This window comes from Cupriavidus sp. MP-37 (genome assembly GCF_020618415.1).
Classification (GTDB): domain Bacteria; phylum Pseudomonadota; class Gammaproteobacteria; order Burkholderiales; family Burkholderiaceae; genus Cupriavidus.
The window spans coordinates 715550-736003 of the sequence record NZ_CP085345.1 but is presented as its reverse complement, the minus strand read 5'-3'; the positions used below and the strand labels follow the sequence as shown (position 1 = coordinate 736003).

Here is a 20454-nt window from a genome sequence, read left to right as displayed (position 1 = left end):
TCCCACTATCGGCATTGGGATGGGGTGCCGGGCTTGAAATTTAAGACGGTCGCACATGAAATGCGGACGGGCCCAAATGTTTTCAGGCTCGCGAGGATTTGGACGTCCGACTTCGTTGATGCGCCGGCCCTCACCCCCGCCCCTCTCCCGCAAGCGGGAGAGGGGAGAAAACAGGCAGGAAGAAAAACGTTGTTGGGATCGCCCACTAGAGCGCCGTGCGAGCGCAGCGACGCACTCCGTGCCAGTGCACTTGACCTGAGATGATGAGCGCGCGCAGCGCAGCCGAAGGCGTCGCACCAATAACGCGGTAAGCAGGCTGCCACCGACCTAAAGTCGGGTTCGTCCATCCGACCCCGAACGCCAGGCACCTCCAGGTAGCGTCAGCAGGCTGGAACCACCAACTGCCTGACCGCAAGGCACCGCCGCTGGAACCACCAACGCCGCCTTAGCCAGCCGCTTAGGCGACGCGCTCTTTGCCTCCTTTCTGTCGCTCGGACAGAAAGGAGGTCGCCGGCTACGCCGGCGAAACCGCCACGCCAGTCAAGCACGATCCCCGACCGCAGTTCCATTGAGTGCCGGAACACTCACACCGTAGCAATCGGCGTCACCGGCGACCCCACCGCCCCCGGCAACCGCAACGGCGGCGCCGTCAACTGAAACCGCGTACGCCCATTCCCCCGCAGCCAATCCGCCAGCTCCCGCAAGTACCACAGTTCCCCCAGCGGCAATCCCAGCTTGAACAGGCAATGGTGATGCAGCGGCAGCAAAGGATGGTTCGCATCGCCCGCGGGCGCCGGGCGGGCCGGGTAGCGCTCCACCGCATAGTTGTCAGCGATCAGCGCCGCGATGCCCGCATCGGTAATCCAGTTCAGCAGCTTGTCGTCGCGCCCGTCGAGCGCGCAGCAGCTGTGGTGCAGCACGGTTTCATCGGGCTCGCGCTGCATCGACAGCACCACTTCGGCAAAGCCGGTGCGCAGCAGCAGCATGTCGCCGCGTTCGACTTCCGCCTTGGCGGCTTCCATCGCGCGCATCAGGTCGTCATAACCAACATTGCGGAAGTCCATGCCGAAGACGTGCGCCAGGTCCACCAGCACGCCGCGGCCCTGCATGCCCTTGACCGCGAAGTTCTCGATGCCTAGGGCGTGCGCCGCGCTGTGGTCGTGGCCGCACGGGTGCGCGGCGAAGTTGTCGTCCTCGGCATAGTCCATCGGGCCGACGATATGCTCGTTGGCGCGGTAGCCGTTGTAGTAGACGCGCTCGGGCCGCCCATCGCCGTCGGCGTCGAAGAGCGCGCCCACGTGCGCCAGCGCGTCCCATTGCGTGCTGTACTGCAGGGACATCAGCACCTGGTCGTCGCTGATGACATCGGTGGCGGCCGGGTCCATTTTGGCCAGCGGGAAATTGGTATACGGCGCATCGTCGCGGAAGGTCGGCCGCAGTACCGGCGGATGGCGGCGCGGATTGAGCTTGTTGCCGCCGGGGTAGTCCAGCGGCAGCGACAGGCAGAAGCTCAGGCCCGCCTGCACCTCGCGCGCGCCCTTGATGACCTGTTCCGGCCCGATCAAATTGATGCGGCCGAGCTGGTCGTCGGGGCCGAAGTCTCCCCAGTTGGAACCTTGCGGACGTTGCTTCCAGCGCATGAGTCATACCTCCTTGTCTTGTGGCCGGCCGCCCGCGGGCCAGGTGATGCGGAATGAAACCGGTTGCATCCTTATAGGCCATGTCGGCGCCGTCGGTCATTTTGCAGTGCAGCACGGAAGGCGTGCGTCGAGGACGGTTCGCGGGAATTTTCGTATGTTGTCGTATAACAAGTCAGAAATGTGCCGCCAGCCTCCCTCGGAATTCGCCGGAGTTGAGGGATAACCCGCATCCTGGCGCGCGTCGAAGCAGTTAGAATGTTGTCAGACAACGTAACACATGCTCCGGATGATTTTCGGGGCCGGAGAAGAGATGGCAGGAACCTCGACAGCGGCTGACCAGGCCTCGCGCCCCCTCTACATCACCATGCACCCCCACGACAACGTCGCCATTGTTGCCAACGACGGCGGCCTGACGGCGGGCGCCGCGTTTCCGTGCGGCCTGGTGCTGGCCGAAGCCGTCCCGCAAGGCCACAAGGTGGCGCTAGCCGACCTGCGCGAAGGCGACGCCGTGATCCGCTACAACGTGGTGATCGGCTACGCGCTCAAGGACCTGCCGCGCGGCAGCTGGGTCAACGAGCGCGTGATCCGCATGCCGGCCGCGCCGGGGCTGGAGGATCTGCCGGTCGGCACGCGCGTGACGCCGCTGCCGCCGCTGGAGGGCTATACCTTCGAGGGCTATCGCAATGCCGACGGCTCGGTCGGCACGCGCAATATCCTGGGCATCACCACCACGGTGCAGTGCGTCGAGGGCGTGGTCGAGTTCGCGGTGCGCCGCATCAAGGAAGAACTGCTGCCGAAGTATCCCAACGTCGACGACGTGGTGGGCCTGGAGCACACCTACGGCTGCGGCGTGGCGATCGACGCGCCCGATGCCGGCATCCCGATCCGCACCATCCGCAATATCGCGCTGAATCCCAACTTCGGCGGCGAGGTGATGATCGTCAGCCTGGGCTGCGAGAAGCTGCAGCCGGCGCGGCTGATCGGCGCCGGCGCCATCCCGATCCAGAAAGAAGGCGAGCCCGACGTGGTGTGCCTGCAGGATGAGCAGCACGTGGGCTTTGCCTCGATGATCGATGCGATCATGGCGACGGCGGAAAGGCACCTGGCGCGCCTGAACGCGCGCCGGCGCGAGACCTGCCCGGCGTCGGAGCTGGTGGTAGGGGTCCAGTGCGGCGGCAGCGACGCGTTCTCCGGCGTTACCGCCAATCCGGCGGTGGGCTTCGCCACCGACCTGCTGGTGCGCGCCGGCGCCACGGTGATGTTCTCCGAAGTGACCGAGGTGCGCGACGGCATCGACCAGCTCACCGCACGCGCCGCCACGCCCGAGGTGGCCGAGGCGCTGGTGCGCCAGATGGCCTGGTATGACCGTTATCTTGAGAAGGGCCAGGTCGACCGCAGCGCCAACACCACGCCGGGCAACAAGAAGGGCGGCCTGTCCAACATCGTCGAAAAGGCGATGGGCTCGATCGTCAAGTCGGGCACCGGCCCGATCCACGGCGTTACCGGCCCGGGGGAAAAGGTCACGCAGAAAGGCCTGATCTACGCCGCCACGCCCGCCGGCGACTTTGTTTGCGGCACGCTGCAACTTGCCGCCGGCATGAACCTGCACGTCTTCACCACCGGGCGCGGCACCCCGTACGGGCTGGCGGAAGTGCCGGTGGTCAAGGTCTCTACCCGCAACGACCTGGCGCGGCGCTGGCACGACCTGATGGACATCAACGCCGGGCGCATCGCCACCGGCGAAGCCACCATCGAGGAAGTGGGCTGGGAGCTGTTCCACACGCTGCTGGCCGTGGCCAGCGGCAAGAAGTCATGGGCCGAGCACTGGAAGATCCGCAATGCGCTGGTGTTGTTCAATCCGGCGCCGGTGACCTGAGGGTGGGCCTGAAGGGAGGCTATGCGTCGTCGCCGCCACGCAACGGCTTCAGCAAATACGCCAGCCCGTTGTGATCCAGTTCATGCATCAGCGCCAACAGCGCGCCAATCTGTCCCGGCGGAAAGCCTTCGCGCGCGAACCAGTTCAGGTAGTTACCCGGGAGGTCGGCGATCAGCGTGCCCTTGTGCTTGCCGAAGGGCATGGTGACGGTGACCAGCCGTTTGAGGGCGTCGGCGTCGAAATCGGTCATGGGGCAAAGCCAGTCGGAAAGCGCCACGCTACCACAATCGCGGCGCCGATAGCGGGGCTCAGGCAGCGCGCGGGCGCTTGCCGGCGCCTGTGGCGGTGGCGGCCTTGGCTTCCGCCACGGCCGCGCGCATGCATTCGGCCAGCAATTCCGAGGCGCGGGACCGCGTGGCGCGTGCCGCGCGGGCGATCACCAGCGGCTGGCGCACGGTCTCTTCCCGGATCGGTTTCTCCACCACGGCGGTAATCTGCGATGACGCGGGCGCCTGCGTGATCAGCAGCGCCACGCCCAGGCCGTTGGCGACCATGCCGCGCGCCAGTTCGAGCGAGGTGGCGCGGTAGCGCACTTCGGGCTGCAGCCCGTATTGCCAGAACGGCGCCATCAGGAATTCGCGGCTGTGCGGCAGGTCGATCAGGATCAGCGGCTCCCGCGCCAGGTCGTGCAGCGAGACGCTGCCGCGGCGCCGCGCCAGCCGTGAGCCGGCAGGCACCAGGCCGTAGGGCCGCAGCTCGGCCAGCCGTTCGCGCTCGAGGTCTTCAGGCATGCCGACGTCGTAGCTCAGCGCCAGTTCGATCTGCCCGCCATGCAGCCAGTCTTCCAGCTGCGCCAGGTCGCCCTCGACGAAACGCACCGCCAGGTTCGGGTAGCGTTCGCGCGCGATGCGCAGCACCAGCGGCAGGTAGACCGGCGCCAGCGTGCGGAAGATCCCGATCTGCACTTCGCCGGCCGCGCCGTTGCCGCTCTTGTCCACTTCAAACGCCGTGGCCGCGCCGAGGATCTGGCGCGCTTCGGCCAGCTTGCGCACGCCGAAGCGCGTCAGCGTCATGCGCGCGCCGGCGTCGCGGGCAAACAGGGCTTCGTCGAACAGCGTCTCGAGCTCGCGGATGGCAACGGAGATCGACGGCTGCGAGACGTTCAGCAGCCGGGCCGCCGCCGTGGTGCTGCCGGTTTCCGCGGTTGCGGCGAAGTAGCGCAACCGCCGCAGCGAGATACGCATCAGGAAATCCTATAGGTGCTAGTCGAATTCCATATTTTACTTGATAGCTTGCGCTGCGCAGAATCGAGCCACTGAAACGCAAGCCCGTGCGCTTGCAAGCCATCGAGGAGCAAGCCTTGGACCCATCCAGCCATTCCGACCTGCCGCTGGCCGGCATCCGTGTGATCGACTTTTCGCGGGTGCTGGCCGGCCCCTACTGCACCGCGCTGCTGGGCGACCTGGGCGCCGAAGTGATCAAGGTCGAACCGCCGGGCGGCGACGATTACCGCGCCGTCGGGCCCTTCGTCGACGGCAGGAGTGGGCTGTTCTCGGCGATGAACCGCAACAAGCAGAGCATCGTCATCGACCTGAAGACCGCAGCGGGGCTGGAACTTGCCCGCGCGCTGTGCGAGCGCGCCGACGTGGTGGTGGAGAACTTCCGCCCGGGCGTGGCGGACAAGCTCGGCATCGGCTACGAGGCGCTGCGGGCGCTGAATCCGTCGCTGGTCTATGCCAGCGTGTCCGGCTTCGGGCAGACCGGGCCGGAGTCGCACCGGCCGGCCTACGACATCATCCTGCAGGCGCTGTGCGGGCTGATGGACGCGACCGGCGCGCCGGACGGTGCGCCGACCATGCTGGGCGAGGCGGTCTCGGATGCGGTCAGCGGGCTCTTTGCCTCATGGGGCGTGCTGGCCGCGCTGCTGGCGCGCGCGAAGAACGGACGCGGCACGCATGTCGATGTGTCGATGTTCGACGCCACGCTGAGCCTGAGCGCGACGCTGGTGGCGCGCTATGCCGCCACCGGGCGGGCGCCGCAACGGGTCGGCAACCGCCATCCGTCGTCGGCGCCGTTCGGGGTGTACCGCGCCGCGGACGGGTTCTACGTGGTGGCGGTGCTCAACAACAAGCTGTTCCACACGCTGGCCGAGACCATCGGCTGCCCGCAGATGGCGCACGACCCGCGCTTTGCCGATGACGAATCGCGCTGCCGCTTCGAGCCCGCGCTGCGCGCTGCGCTGGAGGGGTGGTCGTCAGGCCTGTCCGTGGCGGAGGTGAACCGCCTGCTGGGCGCGGCGGGCATTCCGGTGGCGCCGATCCGCAATGTCAGGCAGGCGCTGGAAAGCGAGCATGCCGTCCATCGCGGCCTGCTCACCGAAGTGGCGGGGCCCGATGGGAGCACCGTGCGGCTGCCGTCGCAGCCGGTCAAGTTCTCGGGCTATGGCCCCAACCGCGTCACGCCCGCGCCGGAGTTGGGGCAGCACACCCAGGCCATCCTGGCCGCGCACGATTTCACCAAGGAGAATCAGCATGCTTAAACGACTGGGCGTCGAGCCCGGCGACCTGGAGATCGCCGATGCCATTGGCCGCTTCGCGCAGAGCGAACTGGCGCCGCTGGCGGCCGAAGTGGACCGCGCGGAGACGTCCACCACGCGCTATGTGCCGCAACTCGCTGAGCTGGGCCTGATGGGGATGAACCTGCCGGAACGCTGGGGCGGGACCGAAACCTCGCCGGTGGCGCTGATCCTGTCGCTGGTGGAGATTGCCAAAGCCTGCGCTTCGACGTCGTCGATGCTCGGTGCGCATTACCTGGCCACCGATTCCATCCTGATCGGCGGCGACGACAGCCAGCGCGCGCGCTGGCTGCCCGGCGCGGCGGCCGGCACGCGGCTGGGGGCCTTCGCGCTGACCGAGCCGCGTGCCGGCTCCAACCCGGCCGACATGGCGACGCGCGCCACGCCGGAAGGCGATGGCTACCGACTGCGCGGGGTCAAGCACTTCATTTCCAATGCCGAGGCGGCCGACTTTATCGTGGTATATGCCAAGACCGACCCGGACGCGGGCACGCGCGGCATCAGCGCCTTCGTGGTGGACCGGCACAGCGATGGCGTGCAGGTGGCGCCGGCCGAGAAACTGATGGGCATCCACGGCGCCCCGGCCCATGAGGTGGCGCTCGACTGCTTCGTGCCCGCCGCCAACCGTCTCGGGCCCGAGGGCACGGGTTTCCGCACCGCGATGAAAGTGCTGGACAACAGCCGGCTCGACGTGGCCGCCACCAGCCTGGGCATCGCCGAGGCGGCGCTGGCCTGCGCGGTGGACTGGGCCAGGCAGCGCCAGGTCGGCGGCGAGCCGCTGGCGCGCAAGCAGGGCCTGCAATGGATGTTCGCGGACATGCGCACGCGGCTGGAGGCGGCGTGGCTGCTGACGCTGCAGGCCGCGGCGCGGCGCCGGGACGGCGAGCCCTTTACCGAGCAGGCGTCGATGGCAAAGCTCTATGCGTCGGAGATGGTGGGGTTCGTCACCGATGCCGCGCTGCAGATCCACGGCGGCTACGGTTTCACGCGGGACATGCCGCTGGAGCGGCTGGTGCGCGATGCGCGCATCCTGCGCATCTACGAGGGCTCGTCGGAAATCCAGCGGACGGTGATCGCGCGCGCGGTGCTGGCGTAGACGCCGCCGGACGGCCGGCGGCGCGTGTCAGGGCGTTTCCGGGGACTCTGGCGCAGCCGGCGTCGCCTGCGCCTGTGCCTCGGCAGGCGCCGCGGCTGACTCCGAGACGGTCTCCGCCGCGGCAGGAGCGGCCGGAGCGTCGGACGCTGCAGCGGCTGCAGGCGCTGCAGCCTTGGCCTTCTGGCGCGCGGCGCCGGCGCGCCGCGCCTTCAATTGCTGGGCGCGCTTGGCATCCGCCTGGGTCACCTCGCCGGCCTCGTTGCCGTCCAGATCCAGCCGCTTGGCGCCTTCGACCATGCACGACCAGTAGCGCGAGCCGCTGCACCAGGTGCGGATCGCCTCACGCAGTTCCGCCTCGTTCAGGCCGAGCTTTCCGGCGTGCTGGGTCAGGTCTTCGAAGGTGCCGATCTTCAGCGGCACCTTGGGCGCCGGGTTCTTGGGGAAGGCCTTGGGGAAATGCTTCTGCAGCCGGGCAATGGAATGCACCACCGGGTCGACCGGCTTGGCCGGGGCCGCGGCAGGCGCAGCGCGGCGGCCCTTGGCGCCCGCGGGCATGTTCGCACTCGTGCCAGTGCGCTCGCCGTCGCGAGGGCGCTTCGGCGCACCCTTGGATGCGCTCTTGGATGCGCCCTTGGACGTGTCGCCGGTGGTCGCGCCTTGGCGCGGGCCCTTGCGCTCGTCCTTTCTGGATTCGGCGGCCGCCTTCTTGGCGAGTTGGTCCCTGAGTGCTGCCAGTTGTTCGAAGCCCATGATGTCTGCCGTTGTGTGAACCGGGATTGTATCAAGGCCGGGGCGGGAGCATGTCCGGCGCATCCGGGGGCAGCGGGCGCATGCGCAGGACGCGGCGCCTAGGGCTTGGCACGGGCCTGGGCCGCGAAGGCCCGCCACTCCCGGAATACCGCATCCAGGCAGGTGGCCGTGCCGCACTGATCCCGCTTGCCGCGGAACGCCGCGATATCGGCCGTGGTGATCGCGCCCGCCTTGAGCAACCGTTGCTGGTCGGCGTGGATGCGCTGGTAACCCATGGAGAAGAGGGCGGATTCGCAGATCAGCCGCTGCGCCTGGGGGGCAGAGGCTGGCGTGGCGGCCGGGTCGCAGTCGAGGTCGGAGGCCCGGGCGATGCCAAGGCAGATCAGGCCGGCGGCGGCAAGGCAAGCGCGAGCAAAGGGAGAACAGCGGGTCATGTCAGGTGGCGGGGTGCCGGATCCGCTCCGGCGAGAGTCCCCGCCATGTTACCGCCTGCCCGGCCCCGCGTAACAGGGACCGGGGCCGCCGGCTTCACATCCGTCCCTTCCAGGGCACCAGCCACTTGGCCAGCTTGCGCATCAGCAGGTCGAACACATAGGCGATCAGCCCGATCAGCACGATGCCCATGATCACCACGTCGGTACGCAGGAAGTTGGAGGCGTTGAGCACCATCTGTCCCAGCCCGGCGGTGGCGGCAACCATCTCGGCGGCGACCAGCGTGGTCCAGCCGAAGCCGATGGCGATGCGCATGCCGGTCAGGATGTCGGGCAGCGCCGCCGGGATCACCACATGGCGCACCACCTGCCACGGGCTCGCGCCCATCGAGTACGCCGCGTTGATCTGCTCGATCGTGACCGAGCGCACGCCCGCCTGCGCCGACATCGCCAGCGGCGCGAAGCAGGCCAGGAAGATCAGCAGCACCTTCGAGGTCTCGTCGATGCCGAACCAGATCACGATCAGCGGCAGGTAGGCCAGCGGCGGCAGGGGGCGGTAGAACTCGATCGGCGGATCGAAGATGCCGCGCGCGATGCGCGACACGCCCATCATCACGCCGATCGGCACCGCGGTGGCCACCGCCAGCGCGAAGGCGCCGAACACGCGCACCATGCTGGCCGCGAAATGCTCGGTCAGCGGCTGGCCGCCCTGCAGGTTGCCTTGCCAGGCATCGATGAAGGCGGTGACGATGGACTCCGGCGTGGGCAGGAACAGCGGCGGCAGCCAGCGCAGATGGCTGGCCAGCCACCACAGTGCCAGCAGCAGCACCACGGTGATGGTGGAGATGCGCGAGCTCGATCCTTCCCCCGGCAGGCGGTAGCCCGACACGGTCTTCATGGGGCGGGCGGGCGCGGCCGCCGATGCCGCGGGGGCATGCGGCGGGGACTCGATGCGTTGGACGGTTGCGGACATCTGGTTCTCCTCAGGCGGTGGCATGGATCAGGTCGACGATCTCTTCGCGGTAGCGGATGAACTCCGGGTCGGACTTGACCGCGCGGGCGTCGCCGCATTCGATGAAGCGGCGCGCGAACGGCAGTTCATAGGTATGCGCGATGCGCCCGGGCGAGGGCGTCATCACGATCAGCCGCGTGGCCAGGAACAGCGCTTCTTCCACGCTGTGCGTGATGAAGAAGACGATCTTCTGCTCGCGCGCCCACAGCTTCAGGATCAGCGCCTGGATCGACTCGCGCGTGAGCGCGTCGAGCGCGCCCAGCGGTTCGTCCATCAGCATCACCGCCGGATCGCAGGCAAGCGCGCGGGCAATGCCCACGCGCTGCTGCATGCCGCCCGAGAGCTGGTAGACCGGCTTGGCGGCGACGCTTTCCAGGCCGACCGCGGCCAGCTTTTCATGGGCGATGCGCAGCCGCTCGGCACGGTTCACCCCGCGCAGGCGCAGGCCCAGCGCAACGTTGTCCTCGACGCTGAGCCAGGGCATCAGCGCATGCTTCTGGAACACCACGCCGCGTTCAGCGCCGGGGCCGTGCACGGGCTTGCCGCTCAGCCGGATCTCGCCTTCCGACGGTTCCATGAAGCCCGCGATGCAAGACAGCAAGGTGGTCTTGCCGCAGCCCGAGGCCCCCAGCGCGACCACGAAATCGCCGCGCTCCATGGTGAGGTTGACCTGCGACAGGGCCAGCGTCTTCGCGCCGCCCGCCGTGCCGTAATTGACGCTGACATTATCGATTTCAAGCTGGTACATGATGGCTCCCCGAACTGGACTGGCCGGGCCGGCGCGCTGCAAAAGGCGTGGGCGCGGCGGCCGGCTGCTGTGATGTGCCGCGGTTTCAGCGCAAGGCGCGCCTGGCCCATTCCGCGTTGACCCCCGGGCCGTAGTCCGGCAGCACGGTCTGGATGGTGCCCTGCTCCTTGAGGAACTGTGCCGCGGACTGCAGCGCGCGCGCCGCGCCACCGCCGAGCCAGCGCTCGGAGACCTGCTCCTGCAGCGTGGGGAAGCTGTACAGCGCCATGCTGGCGGGCACGGTCTCGGGCTTGGCGCCGGAAATCTTGGCCACCGCCTTCACCATGGGCGAGTCCGCGGTCCAGGACGCCTTGTTCTTGCGGTAGTTGTCATCCGCCGCGGCCAGCACGCGCACCAGCTTGACCATGAAGTCCGGGTTCTCGCGCGCGAACTTCTTGTTGGCGATCATGCCGTCGAAGGTGGCCTTGCCGGTGTCGGCGGCAATCTGCCCGGAGGTGGTCAGCACCGTGCCGGACTGCTTGAGCTTGGCCAGCACCGGATCCCAGATAAAGGTGGCATCGATGTCGCCGCGCTCCCATGCGGCGGCCACCTCGGGCGGGCGCATATTGACGATGCGCACGTCCTTCGGATTGATCTTGGCGCGCTCCAGTGCGACCAGCGTGTGGTAGTGCGTGGTCGACACGAACGGCACGCCGATGCGCTTGCCCTTCAGGTCGGCGACGCTGGCAATCTTGCTGCCGTTGCGCGCGACCATGGCTTCGGCCGCGTTGATGTCGTCCAGGATCCAGAACAGCTCGACATCCAGCCCTTGCGACAGCGCCGAAGCGATCGGCGACGTGCCCGCCTCGCCGATGGCGATCTGCCCCGACGCCATGGCGCGGATCACGTCGCCGCCGCCGCCGAACTGGCGGAACGAGACCGTGTAGCCAGTCTGCTTTTCCAGCTCCTTCATGTCCTGTGCGTAGCGCCAGGGCACGACCATGTCCTGGTAAGCAATCACTACATTCTTGCCTTGCGCATGCACGCCTTGTGCGGCCGGCGCCAGCGCCGCCGCCAGGGCGAAATACATCGCGATCTGCTTGATCCACCGCATGGTAGTGCTCCTCGGATGAGAAATGGTTTTGGGGGTCACGGCTTTATAGGTGAGCGCGATTCCGGGCCTATAGGACCAGTTGCCGGGATTCGCTGGGGCCAGAACCGGACGCGCGCGCGCAGGCCGCGCCGGGCCGCGGGGAGCGCTGGCGCGGGGCTGCGTCAATCATGGAATTCCTGTACCGGCCGCGGCGGGAGCCGGGGCCTCGCCAGAGGCGCTCCGGCGCTCAGGCGCTCAGGGAGAACCCGGAGTCGAAGGTCTGGCGCACATCGAGCCGCTGCCTGAGCAGGCCGGCCTTCAGGTAGAAATCCGCAGTACGCTGCTGCTCGGCGATCACCGCGGCATCGATGGGGCGCCACTGCGTGCGGCGCCGCTCGAACTGCAGCCGTGCCGCCTGCGGCGAGATGCCGATGATGCGCGCCAGCGTCGCCGAGAACTCCGGTACATGCTGGTAGGACCACTGCTGCGCGCGCACCACGCGGTGCAGGAAGTCCTGCAGCAGCGCGCGCTTGCCTGCCAGCGCCGCGTCGGTCGCGGCCAGGTAGCTGAGGCCGGACCACAGCCCGCGGCCGCTGACCAGCACGCGTGCGTGCTGGCTGGTTTCCGCCATCGCGGTGTAGGGTTCCCACGTGGCCCAGGCATCGATCGAGCCGCTGCTCAGCGCCAGCTTGGCATCCGCGGGCGGCAGGAAGCGCAGGTTGGCGTCGTCCGGCTTCAGTCCGGCCGATTCCAGCGCCTTGAGCGCGATCAGGTGACCGATCGAGCCGCGGTTGGTGCCGATGCTCTTGCCTTTCAGGTCGGCGGCCTGCCGCAGGGGCGAGTCGGGCCGCACCAGCACTGCGGTGCCGTAGGGATCAGAGCGGTTCGCGCCGATCAGCCGGATGCGCGTGCCGGCCGCCAGCGCGAAGATGGCCGGTGCATCGCCGATCGGGCCGCTGTCGACCGCGCCCGCGTTCAGCGCCTCGGCCAGCGGCGCCGCGGCGGGGAACTCGGTCCACTGGATGTCGTAGCCAAGGTGCTCGAGCGCATTGGCGGATTCGAGCAGCGCGCGCAGGCCGCCTTTCTGGTCGCCGGCCTTCAGCACCGGGCGGCCCTGGGCGCGCGCCTCGCCGGCGGCGAAGGTGGTGAAGGTAAGGAGGGGGCCGGAAGCGAGCGCGGCCGAGGCGGCGGCGCCACGGCGCAGGAACTGGCGTCGGGAAGCGGTCATGGAGTTCGGGGCGTTCGGGGTGTTCAGTATCGGAACCCCCGAACGTACGCGCGCCGCGTCCGCACACCAACGAATAAATCCGCGATTCGATATGCGTGGTACGCGGCGGGCCAGGCCGCCGTCGATGCGCTCAGTCGGGCCCGGTGGACTCCGCGGGATCCCGTTGCGAACGGATGTCTTCCGGACTGAGCAGGATGTAGCCGAGCGCCTTGAGCAGCTGCACCGCTTCCAGTTCGGCATCGAGATACACCGGGCGTTCCGGGCTGCGCGCGCGCTGTGTTGCCGGCGGCCACGCGGCGCTGCCGTGCGCGGCCAACGGCGCCATCGGCGCCGTGTCCTGCAGCCAGCGCGCGGTCAGGATGCGGCAGTGCTCCAGGTTGGGCTTCCACGACACGTCGACGGCGGCATTGAACCGGCCGGTGCAAAGATGCAGCCGCTTCAGCGCCTTCAGCCAGCCGACGAAGGCCTCGGGCTCGGCCGGCGAGTAGCCCCGCAGCAGGGTCGCGAGAGCGTCCTGCGCCGTGCCGCCGTCGAGCGCCGGGTCGTCGTCGAGCAGGGAGATCTCGAGCGCCACGTGCTTGCGCCCGTCGTGGTCGTAGATAGTGCATTCACCGTCGACCACGCCTTCGCGCAGCAGCTCGCACAGCAGCGCCCAGGCCCTGGGGTTCTTGTCGAGCCGGCGTTCCAGCGTGGGGTCGATGCGGGCGAGCAGCTCCGCCATGGTGTGCACCTCGCCGGACTGGGCCGCCGCCGCAAACGCCATCGCGTTGGCGGAAGGCTTGTCCCCATGTGCAATCCGTTGCAGCGAGATCTCCCTGAGTTCGCCGATTTCCGCGGCGGTATCCACCGCGTGCATCCAGGCATAGTCTTCCAGGCTGGCGCACAGCTTGCGCGCGGCGCGGGCCAGCTGGCCTGCGAGCGACTGGACAAAGCCGGTGCACAGCGCGCAGCGGCATTCGAGCCGGCCCGCGTGCAGGAAGCCGGCATAGAGCCGCTCCTGGTGTCCGCAATGCGCGCATTCGAGCGAAAAGCCGCCCTGGCGCACGGGCCGCTGCGTCGCCAGCAAGCCATCGACCTGGTACTGCGCCCGGCCGCCGCAGCAGGGGCACAGCCATTGCAGCTTGTGCGCGCCGTCGCGCGGGGCCACGTCGCGCTCGAACTGGCGCGCGATGGCGCTGCGCGGGATGCCCTGGGCGCGCCCGACCACATCGGCGCAATAGCTCCAGTAGCAGTATGAGTGGGCCAGGGCGGCCTGGTCCGCGGACAGCTGGCGCAGTGCCGGCAGCACCGCCGCGCTGCGGCGGATCTCGGGCGCGAGGGCGTCGATCAGTTCCGGCCCGCCCGGCATCGCGGCCTCGAGGGCGGCGCGGCTTTGCTCGAGGAAATCGGGCACGTAGACGCGGCGGATGAAGTCCTCGTTCTCCAGCCAGAACAAGTGGCCCGGAAGCGTTTCCAGTGCCTCGATGCCGTCCCTGACTTCCGTCATGCCGGCGCAGGCGAGAAACGTGAACGGCTTGCTGAACAGGAATTGGTCTGTCATGTTGTCGTCAACGGCGCATCCCGCCCACGAGCCCCCACATGCTCGTGTGCGTCGATTCACCCCGTGACTCAGGCCAAGGCAAAAGCCGGAAGGCGCCAGCCGCACGGTGCTTTCCGCTTGTGGGGACTTGCCCCTTCTTGTTTTCAGTTCATCAGTACGCGCGGTTTTTTTCGTTGCCGCACTGGAAAGCATAGGCGAGACGGCGCCTTCCATACAAAGGAATCATGCAGCGCATCAAAGTCGTGCAGTGATGATCTCGACGCCCGGCAACGCCGGCCGCTACAGCGGCGCAGGCTGGGGCGGTGCCGCCGGTTTGTTGCCGCCGCCGCTGTAGGAGAAGTATTTCGCCTTGGCGCCCCTGGCCCAGTAAGCCACGGTGAAGTGCCGGCTGTCGCGCCCGTAGAGCAGCTCCAGCGTGCCATTGGCCGCGCTCCACTCGGCGTAGCCGTTCTCGGCCGCGCCTTCGGTCTTGCGCAGGGCGGCATAGCGTTGGTCGAGCTTGCGGCGCACCTCGTCCAGCGCCGGGCGCTCGAAGGTCATGGTGATCAGCGCCACCGCATCCTGCGCATCGCAGTTCAGCACCACGCGCGACAGGCCGGGCAGGTGGAAGCGCTCCAGGTGCTTCAGCTCCACGGTATCGCCACCGGCCCATTCGGAGGTGCCGGTCCTGGCATGGTTCTGCGGCGGCGCCAGCCGCGAGCACCTGGCCTTGCCAAGTTCCAGGCCCAGCGGCGCCGCGGTGTTGGCGGCGGGCTCAGGCTGGGTCGCGGTGGTTGCGGCTTGAACGGAAACGGCGGCCAGCAATGCGGCGCAGAGCAGGGAGAGCTGCTTCATCTTCAGGCGGGAAAGGGCTGTCACGTGATGGATTCGGGTTGGATGCGAGATTCTAAGGCCTTCCTGCCCGGATGTTCCCCCGCTTGCGCGCAGTTTTCGCCTGAACGGGTGAGGCACGGCTACGGTGTGGGCCGCTCCGGCATCCATCGCCGCGTGCCGGCCCAGAACCCCAGCGCCAGCAGGCTGACCCCCGCGCCCAGCATGCAGACGCCGTGCCATCCGGCAGCGTCATAGGTGGCCGTGGTCGCCATCGCGCCGAGGCCGCTGCCGGTGGCGTAGAACAGCATGTAGGCGCCGACCAGCCGGCTGTGCGCGGTGGCGTCGGCGCGGAAGATCATGCTCTGGTTGGTGACATGGATGGCCTGCCCGCCCAGGTCGAGCAGCACGATGCCGAGCGCCAGCGGCCACAGCGAGGTGTCCAGCCATGACAGCGGCAGCCAGGCGGCCACCAGCAGCACCAGCGCCGCGAGCGTGGTGCGCTGGCCCAGGCCCTGGTCCGCCCAGCGCCCCGCGCGCGCCGCGGCCAGCGCGCCCGCCGCGCCGACCAGGCCGAAGGCGCCGATGGCCGTGTGGGAGAGCTGGTAAGGCGGGGCGCTCAGCGGCAGCACCAGCGCGCTCCAGAAGATATTGAACGCGGCGAACATCAGCAGCGCGATCATGCCGCGGATCTGCAAGACCCGGTCGCGGCGCAGCAGCGCGAACATCGACGCCACCAGGCTGGCATAGCGCATCCGCTGCGCGGGGCCGGGCACCGCCGGCAGCGAGCGCCACAGCAGCAACGCCAGCACCAGCATCGCCGCGGCGGCGCAGACATAGACGCTGCGCCATCCGGCCAGGTCGCTGACGCCGCCGGCGACCACGCGCGCCAGCAGCAAGCCGGCAAACACGCCGCCCTGCGCGGTGCCGACCACGTGCCCGCGTTCCTGCGGCGCTGCGGCGGCGGCGGCATAGGCGATCAGTCCCTGTGTCATGGCGGTGCCGAGCAGCCCCGTCAGCAGCATTCCCGCCAGCAGCATCGCTACCGACGGCGCCAGCGCTACCGCAGCCAGCGCGCCGGCCAGCGCCAGCACTTGTGCCAGCATCAGGCGGTGGCGCGGCAACAGGTCGCCGAGCGGCACCAGCAACACCAGCGCCAGCGCGCAGCCGGCCTGGGTGGCGGTGACCACGCCGCCGACGGCCGCGGCGCCGATGTGGAAATCGGCCATCAGCGCATCCAGCAGTGGCTGCGCGTAATAGACGTTGGCCACGCTCAGGCCGCTGGCGCAGGCGAACAGCAGCACGGCGGCGCGCGGCAAGGCCGCGGGCACTGACGCGGGGTGGGGTGGGGGCGATGCTGTCTCAGACGCAGGCGAGCAGGTTTCCATGCGCATCGATGCGGTCAAAGTAGTTTCAAAATAAAACCAGTTGGAGCGTAAGCCTGCTGGTTTTAAAATGCAACCACTTTGACAGTGGGGCGACACGCCCAAGGCAAACCAGACATGGCCACCCGCAAGGACCCGAGCGAAGACACCTGCCCCGTGGCGCGCGCCCTGGCGCTGGTCGGCGACCGCTGGTCGCTGATGATCGTGCGCGATGCCTTCGACGGCATTCACCGCTTCAGCGACTTCCAGCGCAGTCTGGCGGTGGCGCGCAATATCCTGTGCGACCGGCTGCGCCGGCTGGTGGACGCCGGCATCCTGGCGACGCGGCCGGCCTCGGACGGCAGTGCCTACCAGGAGTACGTGCTGACGGAAATGGGCGAGAGCCTGTTCCCCATCGTGGTGGCATTGCGCCAATGGGGCGAACACCATCTGTTCGCGCGCGGCGAGCGCCGCTCGCAACTGGTGGAAAAGCGCACCGGCAAGCCGGTGCCGCCGATGATGCCCCGGTCGGGCGACGGCAAGGTGCTGTCGCACGCGGAGGCGGAGGTGCGCAAGCCGCGCTGATGCCGTTCAGAGAAGTTTTCAATCCCTGCCGTCATTCCCGCGAAAGCAGGAACCCAGCGTCGTTGAAAGTCACTGGGTCCCCGCTTTCGCGGGGACGACAATCACCTGGCGTTCAACTGCCGCGGTACGTGCCGAAGCTCCACGGCGAACACAGCAGCGGCACGTGGTAGTGCTGCGCGGCATCGGCGATGGTGAAGCGCACCGGCACGATGTCGGCGAACACGTCGGGGGTGCGGAAGTAGTCCGCCACCCAGAAGCGCAGCTCGAACTCGCCGGTGCGCGCCTGGGCCGGCGGCAGCATCGGCGTGTCGGTGCGGCCGTCGTGGTTGGTGCGGGTGCGCGCGATCAGCCGGGGCGGCTGCACCGCGACGTCGAACAGCTCGACCTGCATGCCGGCCACCGGGCGGCCCAGCGATACGTCGAGCACATGGGTGCTGATACCTGCCATGATGCGATCTCTCCGGGTTGGGCCGCGCGCTCAGCTGCCGCGGTAGTAGTTGTAGCTCCACGGCCCGAACAGCACGGGCAGGTGGATGCGCTGCCCGGCGTCGGTGACGCGCACGCGCAGCGGGATCTTCGACAGGAACGACGGTTGCGGCAGGCTGGCCTTGCGCGCGGCGAAGTACTCGTCGGCGTGCAGGATCAGCTCATAGGTGCCGGTGCGGTAGCTGTCGCCGATCAGCAGCGGCGGCTCGCTGCGGCCGTTGGCGGCCAGCGTGACGGTCTGCAGCGGCGTGCGCTGGCCATGGTCGATGCGGAACATCTCCACGCGCATGCCGGCCGCGGGTGTGCCGTGGTAGGTGTCCAGCGCATGCAGGGTCAGGCGCGGGCTCAGGCCGCCTTGCTGCACCGGCGCGGCGGTCTGGTTGGGGGCCGGTGCCTGCGGCGCGGCGCCCCAGCTGGCGCCGGCCAGCAGCGCGCCGCCGCCCAGCGTCATCGATTGCAGCGCGAAGCGCCGGCGCGCGGGATCAACATTGTGTTCGTCCATGTCAGGCTCCTTGACGGGCAGGTTTGCCGCGCAGCTGGCGGATGCCCACCAGCACCAGCACTGCCGCCAGCACTTCGATCACTGCCACCAGGTACAGCCCGGAGGTGAGCTTGCCGGTGGTGTTCTTGACCAGCCCCATCACATAAGGCGCGCCAAAGCCGGCCAGGTTGGCGACCGAGTTGATCAGCGCCACGCCCACCGCGGCCGCGCTGCCGGCCAGGTAGCGGTTGGGCAGCTGCCAGAACACCGGGATCGCGCTCATGGTGCCGACCAGCGCGGCGGTCATGGCCAGCAGCGCGATCACCGGCGACAGCACCTGCGCCCCCAGCAGCACCGCCAGCACGGCCATGGCACCGCCACCGACCAGCGCCGCGCCGCTGAAGTGCCAGCGCACTTCATTGCGGCGGTCGGAATGCGCGCCGTTGAGGATCATGCCGGCGGCGCCGCACAGATACGCCACCGCGGCGATCCAGCCCACCGCCATCGGCGTGGTGAAGCCCACGTCCTTGATGATGGTCGGGATCCAGAAGGTCAGCGTCGAGTTGGCGCACAGCAGGCAGAAGAAGATCGCGATCAGCAGCCACACCTTGGGGTTGGTGAAGAGCGTGCGCCAGTCGTGGCCGCGCTCGCCCATGGCGGCGTGGTCGCGCTTGAGCGCGTCCTGCACCACGCGCTTCTCGGCGTCGGAGAGCCAGCGCGCCTGCTCGGGCTTGTCGGTCATGTAGAACCAGGCAAAGATGCCGGCCAGCACCGACGGGATGCCTTCCAGGATGAACAGCCACTGCCAGCCGTGCATGCCGCTGACGCCCGCCATGCCGGTCATGATCCAGCCCGCCAGCGGGCCGCCCAGCACGCCGGCGATGGCCGACGCCGACATGAAGGTGCCGAAGGCGCGCGCGCGGCGCTGCGACGGGTACCAGTAGGTCAGGTACAGGATCACGCCGGGGTAGAAGCCGGCCTCGAACGCGCCCAGCAGGAAGCGCAGGATGTAGAACTGCGCGGGCGTGGTGACGAAGCTCTGCAGCATGCAGATCACGCCCCAGCAGATGGTGATGCGCATGATCGTCTTCTTGGCGCCGATCTTCTGCAGCAGCATGTTCGACGGCACTTCGAAGAAGAAGTAGCCCAGGAAGAAGATGCCCGCGCCCAGCCCGTACACGGCTTCGCTGAAGCGCAGCGCGTCCAGCATCTGCAGCTTGGCGAAGCCGATGTTGACGCGGTCCAGCCAGGCCAGCACCCACAGCACCCCGAGGAAGGGCAGCAGGCGCCAGGTTACCTTGCGGTAGACGCTGTCCTCGGCGTCTTCGGCGGCGCCGGCGAATACCGGGACGCCTTGTTTCGTGATCGACATGATGTCTCCTGTCTTGTGTTGTTCAGCCAGGCCGGGCCTGGCGCCGGTGCATGCGGTCCGCCGCGGCTGCCGCTGCCGGATTGGGAGCAAGTATATGAATGGCCCGCCGATGCGGAACGAGGGGGCTGGTATAGGCCCCATAGCAGCATCGATATGGGCCGCGATCCCTTGTTCGGCGCGGGTTTGCGGGAACCCGGCGCAGCTTCGGGCGGACCTATGGATTACCCTGATCGGACCGCTGCGGGGGCGCCGCGGGGGCTGTGCGGCGCCGCCTTGTCCGGGTTCGACCGGTTGCCGTGCGGTGCGCGACACGCTACAAAGTCGCCATGCCTGGCGCGCCGGCACCGCCGCGGGAGCCGGCAGCCGCACCCGCCATGCCTTCACCCTTTTTGCCACGGACCCGACATGATTCGCGCCGACGACCCGTTCGACACCTACCTGCTGCGCGTGCTGTGCATCCTGATCGCCGAGCAGAGCGTGTCACGCACGGCGATCCGCCTGAACCAGTCGCAGCCGGCGATCAGCGCCGCGCTCAAGCGCCTGCGTGCGATCTTCAACGACCCGCTGCTGACGCGCGAGAAGAACGTGATGGTGCCGACCGAGCGCGCGCTGCAGCTGGCGCGCAACGCGCAGGCCGCGCTCAGCGCGCTGGACAACCTGCTGGTCTCGGACGACCGCTTCGACCCGGCCACCACCGAGCAGAGCTTCGTGGTAGCGATGCCGGACTACCTGGCGCCGCCGTTCTTTGCCCATGTGGTGCGCGCCGTGCGCCGCGCCGCGCCGCACGCGCGGCTGTCGGCGCTGCCGCTCGGGACCAGCTTCGACTATGAGCAGGCGTTGTCGGCGGGCGCGGTCGATATCGTGATCGGCAACTGGCCCAATCCGCCCGAGCACCTGCACCTGTCGGTGTTGCTGGAAGACGAGGTGGTGTGCGTGGTGGCGCAGGACAGCGTGCATGCGCAGCCCGGCAAGTTCACCGCGCAGGCCTACCTGGGCGCGGCGCATATCGTGCCGACGCCGTACTCGCGCGACCAGCGCGGCCTGGTCGACGCGGGCCTGAGCACCATGCGCGTGCACCGCGACAACCGGGTCAGCTGTCCCTACTTCAATCTCGCGCCCAGCCTGATCCCCGGCACCGACCTGATCCTGACCACCGCGCGCCACTTCGCCAACTACCATGCGCAGCATGTGCCGCTGGCGGTGCTGGAACCGCCGATCGAGTTCCCCTTCATGCGCTTCTACCAGTTGTGGCACCCGTCGCGCCACCGCTCGGCCGCGCATGTCTGGCTGCGCGGCATGCTGAGTGCGGCCTCGCAGGAATTGCGAGACCTGCGCGACATGCACCGCTAGCGGTATCGGTTTCTGTTATGCGATCTATAGGGCGCGGG

Annotated in this window: 20 protein-coding genes; 5 read left to right on the top strand and 15 right to left on the bottom strand. The window is 68.7% G+C overall.

Annotated elements, in window-relative coordinates; genetic code table 11:
• Nucleotides 1-584: 584 nt before the first annotated feature.
• Complete coding sequence (locus LIN44_RS19835) at nt 585-1640, bottom strand: cyclase family protein (protein ID WP_227315961.1); 1056 nt, start codon at nt 1638-1640, stop codon at nt 585-587.
• Between the two features lie 310 nt (nt 1641-1950).
• Here LIN44_RS19835 and garD point away from each other — a divergent pair, with 310 nt between their 5' ends.
• The gene (gene garD, locus LIN44_RS19830; RefSeq protein ID WP_227315960.1) at nt 1951-3516 is read left to right on the top strand and encodes a galactarate dehydratase; all 1566 of its coding nucleotides are present in this window, start codon (nt 1951-1953) and stop codon (nt 3514-3516) included.
• A gap of 19 nt (nt 3517-3535) precedes the next feature.
• Here garD and LIN44_RS19825 read toward each other — a convergent pair whose 3' ends face one another.
• Both LIN44_RS19825 and LIN44_RS19820 read right to left on the bottom strand, forming a co-directional pair.
• Complete coding sequence (locus LIN44_RS19825) at nt 3536-3766, bottom strand: DUF3820 family protein (protein WP_227315959.1); 231 nt, start codon at nt 3764-3766, stop codon at nt 3536-3538.
• A 58-nt stretch (nt 3767-3824) separates the two neighbouring features.
• Nucleotides 3825-4760 carry a LysR family transcriptional regulator gene (locus LIN44_RS19820; protein WP_227315958.1) on the bottom strand — a complete coding sequence of 312 codons (936 nt, stop codon included), beginning with the start codon at nt 4758-4760 and terminating at the stop codon, nt 3825-3827.
• Nucleotides 4761-4876: 116 nt separating this feature from the next.
• Here LIN44_RS19820 and LIN44_RS19815 point away from each other — a divergent pair, with 116 nt between their 5' ends.
• Together LIN44_RS19815 and LIN44_RS19810 are read left to right on the top strand one after the other, a co-directional pair.
• Nucleotides 4877-6055 carry a CaiB/BaiF CoA-transferase family protein gene (locus tag LIN44_RS19815; RefSeq protein ID WP_227315957.1) on the top strand — a complete coding sequence of 393 codons (1179 nt, stop codon included), beginning with the start codon at nt 4877-4879 and terminating at the stop codon, nt 6053-6055.
• Complete coding sequence (locus LIN44_RS19810) at nt 6048-7187, top strand: acyl-CoA dehydrogenase family protein (protein ID WP_227315956.1); 1140 nt, start codon at nt 6048-6050, stop codon at nt 7185-7187. Before LIN44_RS19815 ends, LIN44_RS19810 begins: the two co-directional genes overlap by 8 nt.
• Before the next feature lie 27 nt (nt 7188-7214).
• Here the strand turns inward: LIN44_RS19810 and LIN44_RS19805 are convergent, their stop codons facing one another.
• The 9 genes from LIN44_RS19805 to LIN44_RS19765 all read right to left on the bottom strand — a co-directional run bounded on the left by LIN44_RS19805 (nt 7215) and on the right by LIN44_RS19765 (nt 16166).
• The gene (locus LIN44_RS19805) at nt 7215-7937 is read right to left on the bottom strand and encodes a ProQ/FinO family protein (protein ID WP_227315955.1); all 723 of its coding nucleotides are present in this window, start codon (nt 7935-7937) and stop codon (nt 7215-7217) included.
• Nucleotides 7938-8035: 98 nt separating this feature from the next.
• Nucleotides 8036-8371: a hypothetical protein gene (locus LIN44_RS19800; RefSeq protein ID WP_227315954.1), complete on the bottom strand. Its 336-nt coding sequence runs from the start codon at nt 8369-8371 to the stop codon at nt 8036-8038.
• 94 nt (nt 8372-8465) lie between these two features.
• Nucleotides 8466-9341: an ABC transporter permease subunit gene (locus LIN44_RS19795; protein WP_227315953.1), complete on the bottom strand. Its 876-nt coding sequence runs from the start codon at nt 9339-9341 to the stop codon at nt 8466-8468.
• 10 nt (nt 9342-9351) lie between these two features.
• Nucleotides 9352-10128 carry a taurine ABC transporter ATP-binding protein gene (locus tag LIN44_RS19790; protein WP_062804169.1) on the bottom strand — a complete coding sequence of 259 codons (777 nt, stop codon included), beginning with the start codon at nt 10126-10128 and terminating at the stop codon, nt 9352-9354.
• Between the two features lie 85 nt (nt 10129-10213).
• Nucleotides 10214-11221, bottom strand: coding sequence for a taurine ABC transporter substrate-binding protein (gene tauA / locus LIN44_RS19785; RefSeq protein ID WP_227315952.1), 1008 nt, complete (start codon nt 11219-11221; stop codon nt 10214-10216).
• Between the two features lie 226 nt (nt 11222-11447).
• Nucleotides 11448-12428, bottom strand: coding sequence for an ABC transporter substrate-binding protein (locus tag LIN44_RS19780; RefSeq protein WP_227315951.1), 981 nt, complete (start codon nt 12426-12428; stop codon nt 11448-11450).
• 130 nt (nt 12429-12558) lie between these two features.
• Nucleotides 12559-13968: a hypothetical protein gene (locus LIN44_RS19775; RefSeq protein WP_227315950.1), complete on the bottom strand. Its 1410-nt coding sequence runs from the start codon at nt 13966-13968 to the stop codon at nt 12559-12561.
• A 279-nt stretch (nt 13969-14247) separates the two neighbouring features.
• The gene (locus LIN44_RS19770) at nt 14248-14802 is read right to left on the bottom strand and encodes a hypothetical protein (protein WP_227316382.1); all 555 of its coding nucleotides are present in this window, start codon (nt 14800-14802) and stop codon (nt 14248-14250) included.
• A gap of 119 nt (nt 14803-14921) precedes the next feature.
• Nucleotides 14922-16166, bottom strand: a complete 1245-nt coding sequence (locus LIN44_RS19765; RefSeq protein ID WP_227315949.1) for an MFS transporter — start codon at nt 16164-16166, stop codon at nt 14922-14924.
• Between the two features lie 114 nt (nt 16167-16280).
• Between LIN44_RS19765 and LIN44_RS19760 the strand changes: the two genes are divergently transcribed.
• On the top strand, nt 16281-16727 hold the full coding sequence (locus LIN44_RS19760; RefSeq protein ID WP_227315948.1) for a helix-turn-helix domain-containing protein: 447 nt from the start codon (nt 16281-16283) through the stop codon (nt 16725-16727).
• Nucleotides 16728-16839: 112 nt separating this feature from the next.
• Here the strand turns inward: LIN44_RS19760 and uraH are convergent, their stop codons facing one another.
• The 3 genes from uraH to LIN44_RS19745 are packed head-to-tail and all read right to left on the bottom strand — an operon-like array spanning nt 16840 to nt 19066.
• Nucleotides 16840-17175 carry a hydroxyisourate hydrolase gene (gene uraH / locus LIN44_RS19755; protein ID WP_227315947.1) on the bottom strand — a complete coding sequence of 112 codons (336 nt, stop codon included), beginning with the start codon at nt 17173-17175 and terminating at the stop codon, nt 16840-16842.
• 30 nt (nt 17176-17205) lie between these two features.
• Nucleotides 17206-17715: a hydroxyisourate hydrolase gene (locus LIN44_RS19750; RefSeq protein WP_227315946.1), complete on the bottom strand. Its 510-nt coding sequence runs from the start codon at nt 17713-17715 to the stop codon at nt 17206-17208.
• A gap of 1 nt (nt 17716) precedes the next feature.
• Entirely contained in the window at nt 17717-19066 is a 1350-nt protein-coding gene (locus LIN44_RS19745; RefSeq protein ID WP_227315945.1) for an MFS transporter, read from the bottom strand.
• Between the two features lie 405 nt (nt 19067-19471).
• Between LIN44_RS19745 and LIN44_RS19740 the strand changes: the two genes are divergently transcribed.
• The gene (locus tag LIN44_RS19740; protein WP_227315944.1) at nt 19472-20416 is read left to right on the top strand and encodes a LysR family transcriptional regulator; all 945 of its coding nucleotides are present in this window, start codon (nt 19472-19474) and stop codon (nt 20414-20416) included.
• Nucleotides 20417-20454: the final 38 nt, after the last annotated feature.